At 58.9% G+C, this 20416-nt stretch carries 14 protein-coding genes; 5 read left to right on the top strand and 9 right to left on the bottom strand.

What is annotated here, in order from left to right; genetic code table 11:
* Positions 1-4: 4 nt before the first annotated feature.
* The 8 genes from NL123_RS26185 to NL123_RS26150 form a co-directional block, all read right to left on the bottom strand.
* Positions 5-1015, bottom strand: coding sequence for an ABC transporter permease subunit (locus NL123_RS26185; RefSeq protein WP_017739471.1), 1011 nt, complete (start codon positions 1013-1015; stop codon positions 5-7).
* Positions 1016-1091: 76 nt separating this feature from the next.
* Positions 1092-2687, bottom strand: coding sequence for an ABC transporter substrate-binding protein (locus tag NL123_RS26180; RefSeq protein WP_494356638.1), 1596 nt, complete (start codon positions 2685-2687; stop codon positions 1092-1094).
* A gap of 80 nt (positions 2688-2767) precedes the next feature.
* The gene (locus tag NL123_RS26175) at positions 2768-4165 is read right to left on the bottom strand and encodes an OprD family outer membrane porin (protein ID WP_248486132.1); all 1398 of its coding nucleotides are present in this window, start codon (positions 4163-4165) and stop codon (positions 2768-2770) included.
* Between the two features lie 170 nt (positions 4166-4335).
* A complete protein-coding gene (locus NL123_RS26170; RefSeq protein WP_494356637.1) occupies positions 4336-5940 on the bottom strand; it encodes an ABC transporter substrate-binding protein in 1605 nt (534 codons plus the stop codon).
* A gap of 305 nt (positions 5941-6245) precedes the next feature.
* Positions 6246-7874, bottom strand: a complete 1629-nt coding sequence (locus NL123_RS26165; protein WP_248486136.1) for an ABC transporter substrate-binding protein — start codon at positions 7872-7874, stop codon at positions 6246-6248.
* A 258-nt stretch (positions 7875-8132) separates the two neighbouring features.
* Positions 8133-9734, bottom strand: coding sequence for an ABC transporter substrate-binding protein (locus NL123_RS26160; protein ID WP_248486138.1), 1602 nt, complete (start codon positions 9732-9734; stop codon positions 8133-8135).
* 131 nt (positions 9735-9865) lie between these two features.
* A complete protein-coding gene (locus NL123_RS26155) occupies positions 9866-12712 on the bottom strand; it encodes a dermonecrotic toxin domain-containing protein (RefSeq protein WP_494356636.1) in 2847 nt (948 codons plus the stop codon).
* Between the two features lie 366 nt (positions 12713-13078).
* A complete protein-coding gene (locus tag NL123_RS26150; protein ID WP_248486142.1) occupies positions 13079-13789 on the bottom strand; it encodes an SIMPL domain-containing protein in 711 nt (236 codons plus the stop codon).
* A gap of 205 nt (positions 13790-13994) precedes the next feature.
* Here NL123_RS26150 and NL123_RS26145 point away from each other — a divergent pair, with 205 nt between their 5' ends.
* From NL123_RS26145 to NL123_RS26135, 3 genes are all read left to right on the top strand, one after another.
* Complete coding sequence (locus NL123_RS26145) at positions 13995-15257, top strand: ATP-binding protein (protein WP_058423028.1); 1263 nt, start codon at positions 13995-13997, stop codon at positions 15255-15257.
* Positions 15250-15810 carry a response regulator transcription factor gene (locus NL123_RS26140; protein ID WP_003171731.1) on the top strand — a complete coding sequence of 187 codons (561 nt, stop codon included), beginning with the start codon at positions 15250-15252 and terminating at the stop codon, positions 15808-15810. The genes NL123_RS26145 and NL123_RS26140 overlap by 8 nt, the downstream gene beginning before the upstream one ends.
* 112 nt (positions 15811-15922) lie before the next feature.
* Positions 15923-17647: an ABC transporter ATP-binding protein/permease gene (locus NL123_RS26135; RefSeq protein ID WP_248486144.1), complete on the top strand. Its 1725-nt coding sequence runs from the start codon at positions 15923-15925 to the stop codon at positions 17645-17647.
* Positions 17648-17746: 99 nt separating this feature from the next.
* On the opposite strand, the gene NL123_RS26130 is transcribed toward NL123_RS26135, so the two are convergent.
* A complete protein-coding gene (locus tag NL123_RS26130) occupies positions 17747-18184 on the bottom strand; it encodes a Z-ring associated ZapG family protein (protein ID WP_003171734.1) in 438 nt (145 codons plus the stop codon).
* A 147-nt stretch (positions 18185-18331) separates the two neighbouring features.
* Here NL123_RS26130 and NL123_RS26125 point away from each other — a divergent pair, with 147 nt between their 5' ends.
* Both NL123_RS26125 and NL123_RS26120 read left to right on the top strand, forming a co-directional pair.
* Positions 18332-18961, top strand: a complete 630-nt coding sequence (locus NL123_RS26125; protein ID WP_038850899.1) for an alpha/beta hydrolase — start codon at positions 18332-18334, stop codon at positions 18959-18961.
* Positions 18962-18985: 24 nt separating this feature from the next.
* Positions 18986-20341: a tryptophan--tRNA ligase gene (locus NL123_RS26120; protein WP_494356635.1), complete on the top strand. Its 1356-nt coding sequence runs from the start codon at positions 18986-18988 to the stop codon at positions 20339-20341.
* Positions 20342-20416 lie beyond the last annotated feature (75 nt).

Raw genomic sequence — 20416 nt, 5'->3', positions numbered from 1 at the left:
GATCTCAGCGCTGGTGACGGATGCGTGGGTTGGCGAAGCCGTAGAGGATATCCACCACGAAATTCACCAGGATCACCAGGCAGGCGATCAGCAGGATGCCGTTCTGCACCACCGGGTAGTCCCGCGCGCCAATGGCTTCGATCAGCCATTTGCCGATGCCGGGCCACGAGAAGATGGTTTCGGTCAGGACCGCACCGGCCAGCAGGGTGCCGACTTGCAGGCCGACCACGGTCAGTACCGGAATCAGCGCGTTACGCAGGCCGTGCACGAACACCACGCGCGCCGGCGACAGGCCTTTGGCCTTGGCGGTACGGATGTAGTCTTCGCGCAGCACTTCCAGCATCGACGAACGGGTCATCCGCGCGATCACGGCCAGCGGAATGGTGCCGAGCACGATGGCCGGCAGGATCAGGTGGTGCAGAGCGTCGAAGAACGCGTCCGGCTCGTCAGCCAGCAGCGTGTCGATCAGCATGAAGCCGGTGCGCGGCTCGATGTCGTAGAGCAGGTCGATCCGCCCGGAAACCGGGGTCCAGCCCAGGCTGACCGAGAAGAACATGATCAGGATCAGGCCCCACCAGAAGATCGGCATCGAGTATCCCGCCAGGGAGATGCCCATCACCCCGTGGTCGAACAGGGATCCTCGCTTCAATGCCGCGATCACCCCGGCCAACAGGCCCAGGATACCGGCGAACAACAGGGCGGCCATGGACAGTTCCAGGGTCGCGGGGAAGAGGGCGGTGAATTCAGTCCACACGCTGGTGCGGGTCCGCAGCGATTCGCCAAGGTCACCCTGGGCGAGCTTGCCGACGTAATCCAGGTATTGCGCATACAGCGGCTTGTTAAGGCCAAGGCGTTCCATTGCCTGTGCGTGCATCTCGGGGTCGACGCGCCGCTCGCCCATCATGACTTCGACGGGGTCGCCAGGGATCATGCGTATCAACGCAAACGTGAGCAACGTGATGCCGAAGAACGTGGGGATCAATAACCCCAGTCGGCGGGCAATAAAACTAAACATCTTGTCGTGTACCTCAATCAGCCGGTTAGGCAGGTCCGGCGCCGTCAATGTCGACGGCGCCGAGCGTTTTTCTTATTTACTTCACCTGGGTGGTGGCGAAGTTATTGTTCGTCAGAGGGCTTTGGGTATAACCCTCGACGTTCTTGCGCATAGCGGTGAAAATTTTCGGGTAAGCCATGGGGATCCATGGTTGGTCCTTGTCGAAAACGTCCATGGCTTGTTCATAGAGTGCAGCGCGTTGTGCGGGTTCAGCCACAGCGCGCGCCTTGTCGATCAAGTCTTGAAACTCTTTGTTACACCAGCGCGCGTAGTTTTCGCCGTTTTTCGCTGCATCGCAACTCAGGTTCGGCGTGAGGAAGTTATCCGGGTCACCGTTATCCCCCGCCCATCCGGCGGATACCATGTCGTGCTCACCGTTTTTAGCACGCTTGAGCATTTCGCCCCATTCCATGACTTTGATATTCACCTTCAGGCCAATCTGCGCCAGATCCGCCTGCATGCGCTGGGCGCCGAGCATCGGGTTAGGGTTGGTCGGGCCGCCGCCGTTACGGGTGAACAGGGTGAACTCGGTGCCTTCCGGCACACCCGCTTCCTTGAGCAGGGCACGGGCCTTGTCGAGGTCGCGCGGTGGGTTTTTCAGCTTGTCGTTGAAGCCCAGCAGCGTAGGGGGAAACGGGCCGGTGGCATCGACAGCGTTGCCTTTGCCGTACAGCGATTCGTTGTAGCCTTTTTTGTCGAACGCGATGTTGATCGCGTGACGCACCCGCGCGTCGCTCATGTACTTGTGGGTGGTGTTCAGTGCGGTGTAGGCGGTGGTCATCGCCGCCAGTTCATCGACCTTCAGGTTCGGGTCTTTCTTGATGCTGGGCAGGTCATCGGGCTTGGGATATAGCGCGACCTGGCATTCGTTGGCCTTGAGCTTCTGCAGGCGCACGTTGTTATCGACCGCAATGGCCAGAATCAAGGGATCGGCCGGCGGCTTGCCACGGAAGTACTCCGGGTTGGCCTTGAAGCGCACCTGGGCATCTTTCTGGTAGCGGATGAAGATGAACGGGCCGGTACCGATCGGCTTGCTATTGAGCTCATCGGTCTTACCGGCGGCGAGCAGTTTGTCGGCGTATTCAGCGGAGTGGATGGCGGTAAACGGCATCGCGACATCGGCCAGGAACGGTGCTTCAGGGCGCGTCAGGGTGAAGACCACCGTGTGGTCATCAGTCTTCTCGACACTTTTGAGCAGTTCCTTGAAGCCCATGCTTTCGAAATAGGGGAAACCCGTGGTGGATTTGTTATGCCAAGGGTGTTTCGGGTCCAACTGGCGCTGGAAGCTCCAGAGCACGTCATCGGCATTCAAGTTACGCGTGGGTTTGAAATAGTCGGTGGTGTGGAACTTGACGTCATCGCGCAGGTGGAACGTATAGGTCAGGCCGTCGTCACTGATTTCCCAGCTCTTGGCGAGCGCGGGAACAATTTCAGTGGTGCCTGGCTTGAAGTCCACCAAACGGTTGAACATGGTTTCGGCGGCGGCGTCAGCGGTCACGGCCGTGGTGTACAGGACCGGGTCAAAACCCTCCGGGCTGGCTTCGGTGCAGACCACCAGTGGTTTGGCCGAAACGCCGATGGCCACGCTCAACAGCGCGGCAGCCACGGCGGCTTGTAGTGGGAGCAATTTCATTCGGAGCCCTCTGCAATCGATGGGACCAGACAAGCGTAGACGGCGGGCTCATCCTGAGCCCGCCGTCTACCTGGCGCTAATTAAAGAATGTTGAACGGGATGGTGGTGACCAGGCGGAACTCTTTGATGTTGCCGTCAGCTTGTTGGGCGCTGGCGCGGTGAGTCACGTAGGTGCCACGGATGGTGGTCGCTTTGAGCGGGCCGCTCTGGATTGCGTAGGACGAACCGATACCGTATTCCTGGTGCTTCTCGCCATCCATCAGGCGCAGGTCGCTGCGCGATGCGCCGGCTTCACCGTAGGCGGTGCCGTTGTAGTGAGTACCGTCGATGCCCCAGCCGCGAGCGGAGTAGATGTTGAACTTCAGGCCTGGCACGCCGTATTCGGCCATGTTGATGGCGTAGGCGACCTGGAAGGACTTCTCGTTCGGGCTGTTGAAGTCCGAAGTCAGGGAGTTGGCCAGGTAGATGCCGTTGGTTTCGTGCAGGTAGTCGAAGTACTCGTCACCGTTCACTTCCTGGTACGAGAAGGTCAGGGTGTGAGCCTGGTGGGTCAAGCCCAGGGACAACGAGTAAGTGTCGTTGTCGATGTTGCCCATCTTCTTGCTGCCGGTGTCGGTGGTCTTGTAGTAGTTCAGGCCGGTGGTCAGAGCCAGGGTCTGTGCATCACCCAGTTCGTGGGTAGCGCCGAAGTAGTACTGGTTCCAGAAGTCTTCGACGTTGGCGGCGAACACGCTGGTTTTCAGGCTCTTGAATGGCTGGTAGTTGAAGCCCAGGGTTTTGACCTTGTCGGTTTCCTGGCCATTGCCGTATTCGGAACGGAATTTCGACAGGCTCTGTTCGGTACGCGGCGAAACGCGATCGAAGATACCGCCCTGGAACGACAGGTTGCTGAACTCTTCGCTGTTGAAGCTCACACCTTCAAAGCTCGACGGCAGGGCACGGTTGCCGATGGTGTCGACAATACCGGTGCTGAAGTTCTGGCGACCGGCGGTCAAGGTGGTGTTGGAGACACGGAACTTGACGTTGGCCAGGCCCAGTTTGCTCCACTGGCCTACAGCGTCGCCGCCGGAATCCGCCAGGGTACGGTTGGAGCCGCCAGCGATGTCCTTGCGGTCGCGATCAAGGGCGATGAAGTTGTAGGCAGCGACTTCGGTGCTGACCCCAACAGTGCCTTGGGTGAAGCCCGAGGTGTAGTTGAGGATGGTGCCCTGGGCCCAGTTGATACGGCGCGAGATCGGCGTCTTCACACCGTCTTTGCGGTAGCTGAAGCGGTCATTGCGAAACTTCATTTCGTTCGCGTACCAGTTACGCGTGGTACCGCCCAGGCTTTGACCGTCGATAAAGCCCTTGGCCTCGCTTTGGGCGCTGGTGCCAGCCAACGTGGTCGGCACGAAGTCCTGGCTTTGGGTTTCAGCGTAGGCGGTGGCCGTGATGCTGCTGATGGCCAGGGCCAGAAGCGCTTTGCTGCTCAGTTTCATGGATGAAGCTCCTTTGGTTCTCTTTTTAATGCCGGTCTTTTTTGGTGATCCGGCTATTGGGTGTGTAACTCGTTCAAGTCATTGCAAACGTTTGGCGTAGGAAAAATCCCAACAAAAGGCCGCGCGTTTGCAGCAAGGCGGGGGCCGCCCTGCGCAATCCGGTTATTTTCTTATGGGGTGATACTGACGCCCGAGAACACGTTGCGGCCGAAGGGGCTGACCTTGAACCCTTCGACTTTGGCGCTTAACGGCTGGTTGACCGTCGAGTGGGCGACTGGCGTGATCGGCACCTGCTGCTTGAGCAGTTGCTGCGCCTGTTTGTACAGAACAGTCCGTTGTTCGCGGTCGGTGACGACCTTGGCTTGCTTGATCAGCTTGTCGTACGCCGGGTCACACCACATGGAGTAGTTGTTCCCGCCAATGGCGTCGCAGCTGTAGAGAGTGCCCAGCCAGTTGTCCGGGTCACCGTTGTCGCCGGTCCAGCCGATCAGGCTCACATCGTGCTCACCGTTCTTGGTGCGCTTGATGTATTCGCCCCATTCGTAGCTGACGATCTTGACCTTGAGGCCGATCTTGGCCCAGTCGCTTTGCAGCATCTCGGCCATCAGCTTGGCGTTGGGGTTGTACGGCCGTTGCACCGGCATCGCCCACAGGGTGATTTCGGTGCCTTCCTTCACGCCGGCGGCCTTGAGCAGTTCCTTGGCTTTTTCCGGGTTGTAGGCGGCGTCCTTGATGGTCTCGTCGTAGGACCATTGCGTCGGCGGCATGGCGTTGACCGCCAGTTGCCCGGCGCCCTGGTACACGGCGTTCAGGATGCTCTGCTTGTTCACCGCCATGTCCAGCGCCTGGCGCACTTCAAGCTGGTCGAATGGCTTGTGGCGCACGTTGTAGGCGATGTAGCCCAGATTGAACCCCGGCTTGGTCAGCAATTGCAGGTTCGGGTCGGCCTTGAGGGCGTCGACGTCAGCCGGGCGCGGATGCAGGGTCACCTGGCATTCGCCGGCCTTGAGTTTTTGCACGCGCACCGAGGCGTCGGTGTTGATGGCGAAAATCAGCTGGTCGAGCTTGACCTTGCTCGGGTCCCAGTACTGTTTGTTGGCCACATAGCGGATCTGCGAATCTTTCTGGTAACGCTGGAACACGAAGGGGCCAGTGCCGATCGGCTTCTGGTTGATGTCGCTGGGCTTGCCGGCCTTGAGCAGTTGCTCGGCGTATTCGGCCGACAGGATCGCAGCGAAGCTCATGGCGATGTTCTGGATGAACGCGGCGTCGACCGTGTTCAGGGTGATCACCACGGTGTGCGCGTCGGTTTTGGCGACCTTGGCAATGTTCTTGTTCAGGCTCATCCCGTTGAAGTACGGAAACTCGGTGGGGTAGGCCTTGCGAAACGGATGGTCGGGGTCAAGCATGCGGTTGAAGGTGAACAGCACGTCGTCGGCGTTGAAGTCCCGGGTCGGCTTGAATTCCTTGTTGCTGTGGAATTTCACCCCTTCACGCAGATGAAAGGTATAGGTCAGGCCGTCTGGCGAAATATCCCACTTGGTTGCCAGCGCAGGCACGACACCGGTCTCGCCCTTTTCAAACTCAACCAGGCGGTTGTACAGCGGCTCGGCCACATCGTTATCGGTGGCGGTGGTGTACTGCGCGGTGTCGAAGCCGGCCGGGCTGCCTTCCGAGCAGAACACCAGGCTCTGCTTGTCGGCGGCGTGACCCATCGTGGCGGCAGCCAGCAGGCTGGTGCCAAAAAGTGCGGATAGAACGGTGGTATGGCGCATGACGATCCCGATCCTTGTTTGTAGTTGTCATCAGTGAGCAATCACCCCGGCGTTCAGCCAGGGAGACATCACTGATCCCACGCGCAGCAAGTGCCTTTCCGAATTGGGAGCCTCTGCTGTCCTACGACGTTATGGGTCGCGGACTTCGCAGTAAATGCGCCAAATCGGACTGACCTTGTAGGCAATGGAGTCGCACTGCGCAGTTCATTGCTGTAGGAAGCAACGGTTTCGAGTGTGGTCCATGTCCTACGGCCAAGGCGGATGCAATAACGGCGACGTTTATGCAACGTCGCCGCCAGTGATCCTTACTTGCCGCTTACGCTCACGCCGTAGAAGGAGTTCAAGCCAAACGGGCTGATCTTGAAGTCCTGCACGGTGTTGCGCATGGGTTGATACACCGTCGAGTGCGCGATAGGTGTCATCGGGACTGCATCTTTGAGGATATGTTGCGCCTGCTTGTACAGCTCGGTGCGTTTGGCGACGTCCGACGTTGCCTTGGCTTCTTTGACGATGCCGTCGAATTTCTTGTCGCACCACTTGGAGAAGTTGTTGCCGGCCAGCGAGTCGCAGCCGAACAGCACGTTCAGCCAGTTGTCCGGGTCACCATTGTCGCCGCTCCAGCCAATGATCATGGCCTGGTTCTCGCCGCCTTTGGAACGCTTGATGTACTCGCCCCATTCGTAGCTGACAATGTTGACCTTCAGGCCGATCTGTTTCCAGTCGTTCTGCAGCATCTCGGCCATCAGTTTGGCGTTCGGGTTGTACGGACGTTGAACCGGCATGGCCCACAGGGTGATCTCGGTGCCGTCTTTGACGCCGGCCTGCTTGAGCAGGTCCTTGGCCTTGGCCACGTCGTACGGTGCATCCTTGATGGTGGTGTCGTAGGACCATTGGGTTGGTGGCATGGCGTTGACGGCCAGTTGGCCGGCGCCCTGATACACGGAGTCGATGATCTGCTGCTTGTTCACCGACATGTCCAGCGCTTCACGTACGCGCAGGTCGGACAGTGGGTTGGCGGCGGTCTGGCCCTTGAGGACCGGCATCACGTTGTAAGCGATATAGCCCAGGTTGAAACCGGCTTGATGCGGCAGTTTCAGGTCCTTGTCATCGCCCAGCGCCTTGAGGTCGGCCGGACGTGGGAACAAGGTGATCTGGCATTCATTTTTCTTCAGCTTCTGGATACGCACCGACGGGTCGGTGGTGATGGCGAAGATCAGGTTGTCGATCTTCACGTCTTCAGGTTTCCAGTAGTCCTTGTTGCCGGTGTAACGGATGTTCGAGTCTTTCTGGTAGCTCTTGAACACGAACGGGCCAGTGCCGATTGGCTTCTGGTTGATGTCCGCGGCCTTGCCGTCTTTCAACAGTTGGGCGGCGTATTCAGCCGACTGGATCGAAGCGAAGCTCATCGCCAGGTTCTGGATGAAGGCGGCGTCCACGGTGCCAAGGGTGAACTTGACAGTATGGTCATCGACTTTTTCGATGTTCTTGATGTTGGTGTCCATCCCCATGTCCGTGAAGTACGGGAACTCGGTGGGGTAGGCCTTACGGAACGGATCGTCCTTGTTGATCATGCGGTTGAACGTGAACAGCACGTCATCGGCATTGAAGGTACGGGTCGGCTTGAAGTACGAGGTGGTATGGAACTTGACGCCATCACGCAGGTGGAAGGTGTAGGTCAAGCCATCCGGGGACACGTCCCAGCTGGTGGCCAGCCCAGGAATCACAGCGGTGCCGCCGCGTTCGAACTGGGTCAGGCGGTTGAACATGGTTTCGGCCGAGGCATCGAAGTCTGTTCCGGTGGTGTACTGGCCTGGGTCGAAACCGGCCGGGCTCCCTTCGGAGCAGAACACCAGGTTAGTCGCCGCTTGGGCGAAAGGAGCTGCGGCCATAAGGCCAGCGCTAACAATTAACGGAATGACTGCGTGTTTAAGCATGTTGGCCTCATGATTTGTTGTCATTTTTGGTGGTGAGGGCGACCTCGTGAGTCGGCCTGCGGATACTTATGCAGGCGCCATACCCATTGCAAGATGCTGAACCGTTGCGAGGGTGAAACAGTGGTACGAACGTACAGGAATGTCGCAATTATGAAAGTTTCGACATATTTGCGCATATTTCGAGGGTTTTTTCGGTGCATTCATCGCACCAAAAAAGCCCAGCCGAGGCGTCTGGCGCACTCGGTTGGGGCGTTGCTGTTACTTATCTAGACTCACGCCGTAGAACGGTGTCAGGCCAAAGGGGCTGATCTTGAAGTCCCGCACTTCCTTGCGCAGGGGCTGGAAAACCGTCGAGTTTGCAATAGGTGTTATAGGTACTTGTTCCTTAAGGATTTTTTGTGCCTGTTGATACCACTTTATGCGCTGTTCGCGGTCGTTGCTGACCTTGGCCTGCTGCACCAATTTGTCGTAGGCCGGGTTACACCATTTGGCGTAGTTGCTGCCCTTCACCGCAGCACAACTGTAGAGCACGCCGAGCCAGTTATCCGGGTCGCCGTTGTCGCCGGTCCAGCCATAAATCATCGCGTCATGCTCGCCGTTTTTGGCGCGCTTGATGTACTCGCCCCATTCGTAGCTGACGATGTTGGCCTTGATCCCGATCTTTTCCCAATCCTGCTGGATCATTTGCGCCGACATGCGCGCGTTCGGGTTGGAGGCGCGTTGCACGGTCATTGCCCATAGGTTGATGGTGGTACCTGGTGCAACCCCTGCTTCTTTTAGTAGCGCCTTGGCTTTGGTCGGATCGTAGGGCGCGTCCTTGATGGTGGGGTCATAAGACCACTGCGCTGGAGGCAGCGCGTTCTGCGCCAATTGTCCGGCACTCTGGTACACCGCCTTGATAATCGCCGGCTTGTCGATCGCCATGTCCAGGGCCTGGCGCACCTTGAGCTGATCCAGCGGCGGGTGGGTCACGTTGTAGGCCAGGAAGCCCAGGTTGAAACCAGCCTGCTGCAGCACGCGCAAGTTCGGGTCCTGTTTCATCACTTCGATATCGGCAGGGCGCGGGTAGCCGCTGACCTGGCATTCGCCGGCCTTGAGCTTCTGCAAGCGCGACGCGGCATCCGGGGTGATGGCGAACACCAGGTTGTCGAGCTTCACATCCTCGGGCTTCCAGTACTGTTTATTGGCCACGTAGCGGATCTGCGAATCCTTCTGGTAGCGCTTGAACACAAACGGCCCGGTGCCTACGGGTTTCTGGTTGATCTCTTCGGCCTTGCCCTGCTTGAGCAGTTGCGCGGCGTACTCGGCGGATTGCACCGAGGCAAAGCTCATGGCCAGGTTTTGCACAAACGACGCATCGACGTTGTTCAGGTTGAAGCGCACGGTGTGGTCGTCAAGTTTCTCGACGCTCTTGATCGTGGTGTTCAAGCCCATGTCGGTGAAGTACGGCGACTCGGAGGGGTAGGCCTTGCGGAACGGACTGTCGGCATCCAGCAGGCGATTGAAGGTGAACAGCACGTCATCCGCGTTGAAATCGCGGGTAGGGGTGAAGAAATCGGTGGTGTGGAACTTGACGCCATCGCGCAGATGGAAGGTGTAGGTCAGGCCGTCTTTGGAGATGTCCCAGCTTGTCGCCAGGCCAGGTTCGACTTCGGTGCCGCCACGCTTGAACTGCGTGAGGCGGTTGAACACGGTTTCGGCCGAAGCATCGAAATCGGTGCCGCTGGTGTACTGGCTGGGGTCGAAGCCGGCAGGGCTGGCTTCGGAGCAGTAGACCAGGGTGCTGGCTGCCTGGGCCATTGGCATGAAGCCGAGCAGGCCTGCGGCGAGGAGGAGCGGTTTTAAGGCGATTCTTTCCATGGAGACCCCTGAAGTGGCAGTTGATCACTGTCCGAACGAAAAACGGCGGTTACCGAGGTTACCGCCGTTAAGCATCTTCAGGTAGGTGGAAGGCTGGTGGTGCTGGTCACGGCCTCATTGTTGATCGATGGTTACGGCGTTTTGACCGATACTTCCACGTGGGTTGGCGCATTTTTGTCGATAGTAAAGCGGCTGCCCGCTGAGCTGGAGTGGTGAATGGTAAAGGTGCGTCTGATTTTGACGTTGATGTTGTCCAGGTATCCCTCTTCTACGTGTTTGAGGCGATAGTCGCCGGTGGCCGATACACGGGTAATGTTTTTCGACGGGTCGTAGTCGATGTGATAGGTCGAGTCATTATTGGAGATCGATACGCCCTCGGCCAATACGCCTTCCTTCAATTCGCCAGAGGGTGTTCGGTGCAGGAGAAAAGATTCCATGGCAGGTCCCATTGAACCTTGGTGAGCCACTTCGGAAATACGGGCGCGCAATTCTGGATCGGGAATGATTTGTTCAAACTGTTTGATTTTTTCAGCCTGTATTGCCTGACCATTGCTCCCTGTACTGCGTAAGGTATGTTCAGTGATTCCGTCGGGCGTGGTTGTTCTCAGGTTGTAGTTTCCGCGATTGATATCGAGCACAAAGTTTTTGGAGTAGTCGTTGTCACCTTCCCAATGCGTGGCTTTTTCTTCTGGCAGAAGCTCAAAGTTTGGTTCTTCCAGCGTCCAGGAAACGTTGAGTTTGTGCTTGATTGCACCGCTTTCTTCGAAGTTGCTCGTGGACAAGACATAGTCCGTGTTTTTGCCGAAATCAAAGTAGTTATCAAACGATTCGGTCCCCTGCATTTTTGAGCCGTCAAGTGTCACGAACTGATCGGAGAACTTAGGCGGTATGCTTGATTCGTCACTGGGGGCTGGCGATGGCGTACGTTGCCATGGCCACTTGCGTGCGCCTCCTGGGCCGATTTCACGGGCCCATTCGCCGTCCAGCGTGGAATGAGCGGTCATCACCGGCTTGCGTGTTGCACGATCAATGATCTGTACATAATCGTTGCTCAGTTTGAAATCGCTTTTGATCTCGTACACCTGAGGCGTGCCGGTAGCATCGGTATAGCGGATAAACCATTGGTCCGTGCCATCGGGGGTTTTGATTTGATAGATCCCTTTTGAATTGCGGGTCGCGCCTTCGATCAGTTGCTCGCCGTTTGGCACTGCGTGCTGACTGATATTGGCTGCCTGAGTCGGCTTGAGTCGATTGACGGAGGGCTCTTCGACGATGGGCGTTGTCGGTGTGTCGGTGTCTGGCACCACTGGCTCTTTGACGGTGTCCTCTATGCTCTCGCTGACCGTGGTGACGGCCCCTTGCTCGCCTTTTATTAATTTGCTCGCCTCACCAGCGACAACGGGCACCGCATTCAATACGCCAAACACAATATGGTCCGCGCCACCTGGCTTGCCATGCTTGAGTTGGTCCGCGCCTATCCCGGCTTCCAACGCACCGGCAGCGGCATAAAATACCTCCAGTCCCACTGCGACCTCGGGCATGACGATAGCCAGCGGGGTCATCATCAAGGCGATCTTTGTGGTGGTTTCCAACACTTCAAGGATCGTGGCTTTGGTGACATCTCCATCGGTGGTTATTTCGGTTTCGGCATCGGCGTATGAGCGCTCTTTCTGCCGCCGGGTCATGGTTGTGAATGGGTCATCGGACAGCGGTTCGGTAGTAATGAACCGTTGTGGGTCAAATTCATTGAGACGTTCCAGAGGGCCGGCATCGGGTGCGTCTTTTTTCGACCAGCCGCCGAGCCCGGCCAGCGTTTGATTGACCCCGTCAGAGAAAAAGCGATTGGCCTGGTCACGTAACGGAAAGTGCATCGACAGGGCTTCACGCTTGACCGGATCAGCCGCCTGTTCAGCCAGCCAGTTCTTCATCTCGGCCTGGCTGTTGAACGAATGAATCGGCGAGGAGTTGCCGGGGATATACAGCAACGTACGGTTGAAAGGTTTACCTTCGGCATCGACGCGTGTTGTCTTGTCGGTGATGTAAAGCAGGTCTGTCGACTTGTAGCCATTGATGCTCAGCAGGCCAACTTCCATGTTGGGATCCTTGATGATAGCGGGCGAAAGATCATCAAGTTTGAGCTTCTCCCAGGTCGTGCTCAGCGGCAGGCCGGCGGCGCGCATGGCCAAGTCCGTATCACTATCGCTCAAGCTGTCGTTTTCAAATTGACGCAAAGCACCTCCCACGAAGGATGCTTTACTCATTTGTTCGTACTTGCGCTCATGCGCGGGCCAGAACTCATTCAGGAATTGCGTATACGGTTTGCTGAAGTCGGTGTTCCATACGATGCTACGAAATCCCGCAGGTGTTTGGGGTAGCAGGTTTGTACCGTTGTATACCTCTGGTTGGCCGGGCTGCGCCCCCACGTATATGCCTTCGTAGGTCTTCTGCGGGTGTGCGATCGAAACAACCTTATCAACCACCGCGGGCAAAGGGAGCGCGGGCGCGAGGCGGTCTAGCCAGGTGTGCAGGGTTGATCGCAGCTTTTCGGGCGACGTCTGGTGCTCGTCTTCCTTATTAGCGCTCTGGATGTTATGCAGCGCGGCCTGCGTCAGTGATATTTTATTTAAGACTTTGCCATTCTTGGGTTTTGGTTGCTTGGGGTCATAGTTCAACGTCACGATAAACGTGTTATCCGGATCAATATCCTTGTCCCAGCGTTTCTTCAAGTCGGCCTTGATAATCTCAGCGGTACTCTGGCTTGGAGTCTTGAACCCTTCGGCGGCTTTCCAGATGTACCTTTCCACCCCTGGGTTATATGGCAGGCCCGGAATGAGTGTTTCGTGATGGTTGCGTCGTTTGGCGCTTTTCTGGCGGGGCTCATGCTCAGCGCCGGGAGCAGGCGGTGTGGCAAGGTTTGCCGAGTTGCTGGGTGACTCGGGCACAGATGTCGAGGCAGGGCTTAGGGGCGTCTTTATCATTTGATCTCGCTCTTTTGAAGTGAGCCTCCCTGGCAGCTATGTTTCAGATAGATGCGTGGCAAATGATCGTGGGGACGTTCCGGCCTTACGTTTTGTTCTTTTCACATTGTTGTTACGGCATACATGTTTTGAATAAAACTCTTGGATAGTGCGTTGCTGCGATGAGGTAGGGCGCGTTTCCAGCGCACTATAAGGAGGAACGGGGAAGTGATAGCGTTGTAACGCGAGGTGAGTGCGGCTTTATATAGATATAATTGCCCCCATAAAAAAGGCGCGTCCATTCAGGACGCGCCAGATGCCATAGCATCAGGTAGCAAGCATGGCTGTTGATTCAATGGTTACAGCCCCTTTTGCCCGTTCAGTGCTTTACTGCAGCACTTCGATCACGCCATCGGCACTCATGCTGACCTGGCTGGTGCCGGCTTCCACTTCGGGCGTGGGAGCCGAATCGGCCATCGCGGCTTTCATCATCATCCCGCCACGGGCGTAAGGCATCGGGTAGCCATTTGTGTTGAAGTTCAAGTTGACGATCTTGTAGCCCTTGCCGCCCAGCGCATCGGTGGCCAGTTGGGCGCGAGCCTTGAATGCGGCGACTGCATCCTTGAGCAGCGCATCTTCGCTGGCCTTGCGCGTGGTGTCAGCGATGGCGAAGTCCATGTTTTCCATTTTCAGGGTATTCAGCAGTTCACCGGTGAGCTTGGACAGCGCAGGGAAGTCCGCGCTTTCCAGGCGCAGCTCGGCACGCTCGCGCCAGCCGGTGATCTTCTGGTTCTTGTTGTCGTAGATCGGGTAGCTGTTGCGGCTGCCCTGGCGCAGGGTTACGCCTTTGACTTCGCGGGCCTGGCCCAGCGCCTTGTTCATGGTGGTGGTGATTTCGGCGGCGAGCTTGGCCGGGTCGCTGTTCTGGGACTCGGTATACAGCGTGACGATCATCTTATCGCGGGCCACCTCCTGGCTGACCTCGGCGCGCAGGGAAATCTGGTTGTAGTTCAGCCCTTCGGCGGCCACGGCCGGAAGGCTGGCCAGGGTGGCGAGGCCGAGGGTGATAACAGCGGCACTGCGAGTGAAACGAGACATGAAAGCTCCTTGGGGTGGTCGTGTTCGGTATGACTGTAGACGGTGGCAGCGGGTTCTTCGGGTTTACACATTACCTACAAGTTGTGGCGCTGCCGACGAACGGTCATTTGCCCGGTCTGCGGCAAAGAGCCACACGTGCCGTGCCAGCGGGTCGGCTTCGTTTATACTCCTGCCGATCCGCCTGCAGCGCTCACCGGGAGAGCTCATGCTCGCCGCCGTAAAACTGACTTCCGCCACCCGCCAGAACCTCTGGCGCCTGACGTTCATCCGCACGCTGGTGCTGGCCGCACAGGCTGGCTCCGTCGGGCTCGCCTATTGGTTCGACCTGCTGCCGCTGCCGTGGCTGCAGCTGGGCGTGACCCTCGGGTTCTCCATTGTGCTGTGTGTGTTCACCGCCATCCGGTTGCGCACCACGTGGCCGGTGACCGAGCTGGAATATGCCCTGCAATTGGCTTGCGACCTGTTCATCCATAGTGTGTTGCTGTATTTCTCCGGCGGTTCCACCAATCCGTTCGTTTCTTATTACCTGGTGCCCTTGACCATCGCTGCCGTGACCTTGCCGTGGCGGTATTCGGTGGTGCTGTCGGGTATCGCCCTGACCCTCTACACCCTGTTGCTGGCGCGCTTCTATCCGCTGCAAACCTTCCCCATCGCCCGGGAAAACCTGCAGATCTACGGGATGTGGTTGAGTTTCGCGCTGTCCGCCGCCGTCATCACCTTCTTCGCCGCACGCATGGCCGAAGAACTGCGCCGCCAGGAAGAGCTGCGCGCCATTCGCCGTGAAGAAGGCTTGCGCGATCAGCAACTGCTGGCTGTCGCCACCCAGGCCGCTGGCGCCGCCCATGAACTGGGTACGCCGTTGGCGACCATGAGCGTGCTGCTCAATGAGATGACCCAGGACCATCACGACCCGGCGTTGCAGGAAGACCTCGGCGTGCTGCGCGAGCAGGTCAAGCAGTGCAAGCAGACCTTGCAGCAACTGGTACGCGCCGCCGAGGCCAATCGCCGCCTGGCGGTGGAGATGCAGGATGTGACCCAGTGGCTCGACGAAGCCCTGAACCGCTGGCACCTGATGCGTCCCGAAGCCAGTTACCGTTTTCATCTATTAGGGCAGGGCACCGTGCCGCGCATGGCGCCGCCGCCGGATCTGACCCAGGCCCTGCTCAACTTGCTGAACAATGCCGCCGATGCCTGCCCCGAAGGCCTGGGCGTGCAGTTGGACTGGGATGCCGAAGACGTGACCATCAGCATTCGCGACCACGGCGCGGGCGTGCCGCTGGCCATTGCCGAGCAGATCGGCAAGCCGTTCTTTACCACCAAGGGCAAAGGCTTCGGCCTGGGCCTGTTTTTGAGCAAGGCCAGCGTGACCCGCGCGGGCGGCTCAGTGAAGCTCTATAGTCATGAGGAAGGTGGCACGCTCACCGAGCTGCGCCTGCCCCGTGTCGCACGAGGAGATATCGATGAGTGACGAGATCCAAGTCGAAGGCGAAGAACTGCCGCACCTGCTGCTGGTAGATGACGACGCCACCTTTACCCGCGTGATGGCGCGCGCCATGAGCCGGCGCGGTTTCCGCGTCAGCACCGCTGGATCCGCCGAAGAGGGCCTGACCATCGCCCAGGCCGACCTGCCAGACTACGCCGCGCTCGACCTGAAGATGGACGGCGATTCTGGCCTGGTGCTGCTGCCCAAGCTGCTGGAACTCGACCCGGAAATGCGCGTGGTGATCCTCACCGGTTATTCCAGCATTGCCACGGCCGTCGAGGCGATCAAACGCGGTGCCTGCAACTACCTGTGCAAGCCGGCGGACGCCGACGATGTACTGGCCGCCTTGCTCTCCGAGCACGCCGACCTCGACACCCTGGTGCCGGAAAACCCGATGTCGGTGGACCGCTTGCAGTGGGAGCATATCCAGCGCGTGCTGACCGAGCACGAAGGCAATATCTCCGCCACCGCCCGCGCCCTGGGTATGCACCGCCGTACCTTGCAGCGCAAGTTGCAGAAGCGTCCGGTACGGCGCTGAGCCTGATCTGAACAACAGCTGAACAATCTGCTTCAGGCCGCACGGAGCCTCGAACCGATCAACTATGATCGGTTCGAAAGCCTGTCATCCTTTTCCCTACCGAGCCTGGACAATGAATCAGAACGCTGAGTATTCCGCGGTCAATGACGCGGTGCGTGGGCAATTTTTACGGCGGGTGTGGGGGTTGATCACGCCTTACTGGCGCAGTGAAGAGAAGGGCATGGCCTGGCTGCTGCTGTTGGTGGTGCTGGGGCTGTCGCTGTTCAGTGTCGCCGTGTCGGTGTGGTTCAACAGTTGGAACCGGGATTTCTACAACGCGCTGGAGCACAAGGACTACGACGCCTTTACCCACCTGCTGATGTACTTCAGCGTGATTGCGGTGGTGGCGATTGTGACCGGCGTGTTCACCTCTTATCTGCAACAGATGCTCACCATCCGCTGGCGCCGCTGGCTGACGGAAAGCTACTTTGCCCAATGGCTGGGCCACAAGAATTACTACCACCTGGAATACGGCGGCTACACCGATAACCCCGACCAGCGTATCTCTGAAGACCTCAATGCCTTTACCGCCAGCACCCTGACCCTGGGGCTGGGCTTTATCAGCAACCTGGTGAGCCTGGTGTCGTTCTCGGTGATCCTGTGGGGCGTGTCCGGCAGCATCGAAGTGTGGGGCATCACCATTCCCGGCTACATGTTCTGGGCCGCCCTGGTGTATGCGGTGATCGGTAGCTGGTTGACGCACTTGATTGGTCGAAAACTGATCGGCTTGAGCAACCGTCAACAACGCTTTGAGGCTGACCTGCGTTTCAGCCTGGTGCGGGTGCGGGAGAACGCGGAAAGCATCGCGCTGTTCAACGGTGAGCCCAACGAGCGCCAGCAGTTAAGCGCGCGTTTCGGACGGGTATGGAGCAACTTCTGGAGCATCATGCAGCTCAAGAAGCGCCTGAATTTCTTTACCAGCGGTTACTCGCAGATCGCGATCATCTTTCCCTTTGTCGTCGCGGCCCCGCGTTACTTTGCCGGCAAGATCGAACTGGGCGTGCTGATGCAGGTGGCGCAGGCGTTTGGCAGTGTGCAAGGCAGCCTCAGTTGGTTTGTCGACGCCTACACGTTGTTGGCCAGTTGGCGCGCCACCTGTGATCGTCTGCTGAGTTTCGGCCAAGCCATGCAAGACAACGAAACCCGCACCATGGGCATTGGCCTGCAGCATCAGGGCGCGGGGTTGCAGGTCAAGGACCTGAGCCTGGACCTGGCCGACGGTCGTCACCTGCTGCAAGGCGCCGACCTGACCGTTGCCGAGGGCGAGCGCCTGATGCTCAGCGGTCGCTCCGGCAGCGGCAAGTCGACGTTGCTGCGGGCGATGGGCAACCTGTGGCCCAACGGTCACGGCAATATCCGCCTGCCGGCCGAGCGTTATCTGTTCCTGCCGCAGAAACCCTATTTGCCGATTGGCACGTTGAAGGCGGTGCTGAGTTATCCACAGGACGACAGCGTCTACCCGGCGGAACGTTATGCACAGGTCCTGGAAACCTGCCGCCTGCCCCATCTGATCGGGCGACTGGACGAAGCGAACCACTGGCAGCGCATGCTCTCGCCGGGCGAACAGCAACGCCTGGCGTTTGCCCGCGCCTTGTTGTTTGCACCGCAATGGCTGTACATGGACGAAGCGACGTCGGCCATGGACGAAGAGGATGAGGCAACGCTGTATCAAGCGTTGATCGATCAGTTGCCGGGGCTGAGCATCGTCAGCGTCGGTCATCGCAGCAGCCTCAAGCGCTTCCATGGGCGGCATGTGCGGATCGAGGGGGGGCGTCTTCAGGAACAACTACTGGCTTGAGTCCTTTAGGTCGATGTGGGAGTGGGGCAAGCCCCCTCCCACAACAAAAAGCCCGGCTGATCATCGATCAGCCGGGCTTTTTAGTGCTTGAAGATTAGGTTACTTCTTCAAACCGTAATGCTCATCCAGCATGCCGGGGGCGTTCGGCGTTTTTGGCGCGTAGTCCCGTGGTGGCTCCTGGTTTTCCCGCGGAGGGGTCAGGCGCTCCCGTGGGGTTTGCGGTGCATCGGAATGCAACGCGGCCAGCAGGCGCTGGCGGGTGATGTCGTCGAGGGCGAGGCGGTTGGCGCCATCGGCGAGATGATCCTGTACTTCCTGGTAGCTCTGGGTGAGCTTCTTGACCAGGGTCGCGGTGCTGTTGAAGTGGGTAACAACCTCGTTCTGATAACTGTCAAAACGTTCCTGGATATCATCCAGCTGACGTTGCGTGCGGTTAGGCGCGGCATTCGGCAGCAAGCGAGCAACCAGGAAACCAATGGCGACACCGGCAACCAGGGCAAGAGTCGGCAACAACCAAACTAAGAGCGAGTGTTCCACGAGTCCTTCCTCTATAAACGGCTTTGCTTTACGTTAACGGCTCAAACCTGCGCTGTATACCGCGATTAAGCTCGCAATGATGCCATGCACAGACTTTTAGCTAGACGAGTCGACCCTTTGAGAGGTCACGGAGTTCATTCCTTGCTCATGCGTGAAACCCCCGTTTTGATCGATGGCCCGGTAGGTCAATTGGAAGCCCTGTACCTGGATCACCCCGAGCCACGTGGCCTGGCACTGATCTGTCACCCTAACCCGGTGCAGGGCGGGACCATGCTCAATAAAGTTGTATCGACCCTGCAACGCACCGCCCGCGATGCCGGTTTGATCACCTTGCGTTTCAATTACCGTGGCGTCGGCGCGAGTGCCGGCACCCACGACATGAGCACCGGTGAAGTGGACGATGCCGAAGCGGCTGCCACCTGGCTGCGGGAAAAACACCCCGACCTGCCGATCACCTTGCTCGGGTTTTCCTTCGGTGGCTACGTGGCCGCCAGCCTGGGTGGGCGCCTGGAGGCCAAGGGCGAAAAGCTCTCGCACCTGTTCATGGTCGCTGCGGCGGTGATGCGCCTTCGCGATACCGATGCGTTGCCACAAGGCTGCCCATTGACCCTGATCCAGCCGGAAACCGACGAAGTGGTCGACCCGCAGACCGTCTACGACTGGTCCGCCGCCTTGAATCGCCCCCATGAGCTGCTGAAAGTGGCAGAATGCGGACACTTTTTTCACGGCAAGCTCACCGATCTGAAGGATCTGGTGCTGCCGCGACTCTCGAATTGATAGCAGTCTGATAAGCGATTACCCATGACGACTCGTACCCGTATCCTCACCGGCATCACCACCACCGGCACGCCGCACCTGGGCAACTACGCCGGTGCGATCCGCCCGGCGATCCTCGCCAGCCAGGACGCCAATGCCGACTCCTTTTACTTCCTGGCCGACTACCACGCCCTGATCAAATGCGATGACCCGCAGCGCATCCAGCGCTCGCGCATGGAAATCGCCGCGACCTGGCTGGCCGGTGGCCTGGATGTGAACCGGGTGACGTTCTATCGCCAGTCGGACATCCCGGAAATCCCCGAACTGACCTGGCTGCTGACCTGCGTGGCCGCCAAGGGCCTGCTAAACCGCGCCCACGCGTACAAGGCCTCGGTGGACAAGAACGTGGAAGCCGGCGAAGACCCGGATGCGGGCATCAGCATGGGCCTGTACAGCTACCCGGTGCTGATGGCGGCGGACATCCTGATGTTCAATGCGCACAAGGTGCCGGTGGGGCGCGACCAGATCCAGCACGTGGAAATGGCCCGCGACATCGGCCAGCGTTTCAACCACTTGTTCGGCAACGGTAAAGAATTCTTCACCATGCCCGAGGCGTTGATCGAAGAAAGCGTCGCCACCTTGCCGGGCCTGGATGGCCGCAAGATGTCGAAAAGCTACGACAACACCATCCCGTTGTTCACCAGCGCCAAGGACATGAAGGACGCCATCTCGCGGATCGTTACCGACTCCCGCGCCCCGGGCGAAGCCAAGGACCCGGACAATTCGCACCTGTTCACCCTGTACCAGGCGTTTGCGACCAAGGCGCAGGAAGAAGAATTCCGTGCCGAATTGCTGCAAGGCCTGGGTTGGGGCGAGGCGAAGAACCGTCTGTTCCAACTGCTCGACGGCCAGTTGGGTGAAGCCCGCGAGCGCTACCATCAACTGATGTCGCGCCCATCGGACATGGAAGACCTGCTGCTGGTCGGCGCCAACAAGGCCCGTGCCGTGGCGGCGCCGTTCCTGGCCGAGCTGCGTGAGGCGGTGGGCCTGCGTTCGTTCGTCAACCAGGCTGCGGCGCCCGTGGCGACCAAGAAGAAAGCTGCGAAGGCCGCACGCTTCGTCAGTTTTCGCGAAGACGATGGCAGCTTCCGCTTTCGTCTGCTGGCCGCTGATGGCGAGCAACTGCTGCTGTCGCGCAACTTCGCTGACGGTAAAGCGGCCGGCGCGGTGACCAAGCAATTGCAAAGCGGCGACGCGCTGGACCTGCGCACCGAGGCCCTGGGCTTCAGCGTATGGCTGGACGGTGCCGCCGTGGCCGATAGCGCCGCGTTCGCCGACGAAGCGTCGCGCGATGCTGCCATCGCCGCCTTGCGCGTTGCGTTGACCCCCCTCGAGGATTAACCCGACCAAGGGTTGATTGCCATTATCCAGGGCCGTCGTTACAGTGACGGCCCGTTTTTGTTGCCTTGCTAACGA

The sequence above is a fragment of the Pseudomonas sp. FBCC-B1565 genome, from assembly GCF_059133265.1.
Note: the sequence above shows the minus strand (reverse complement) of the source record. Positions and strands in the feature narration are given on the sequence as shown.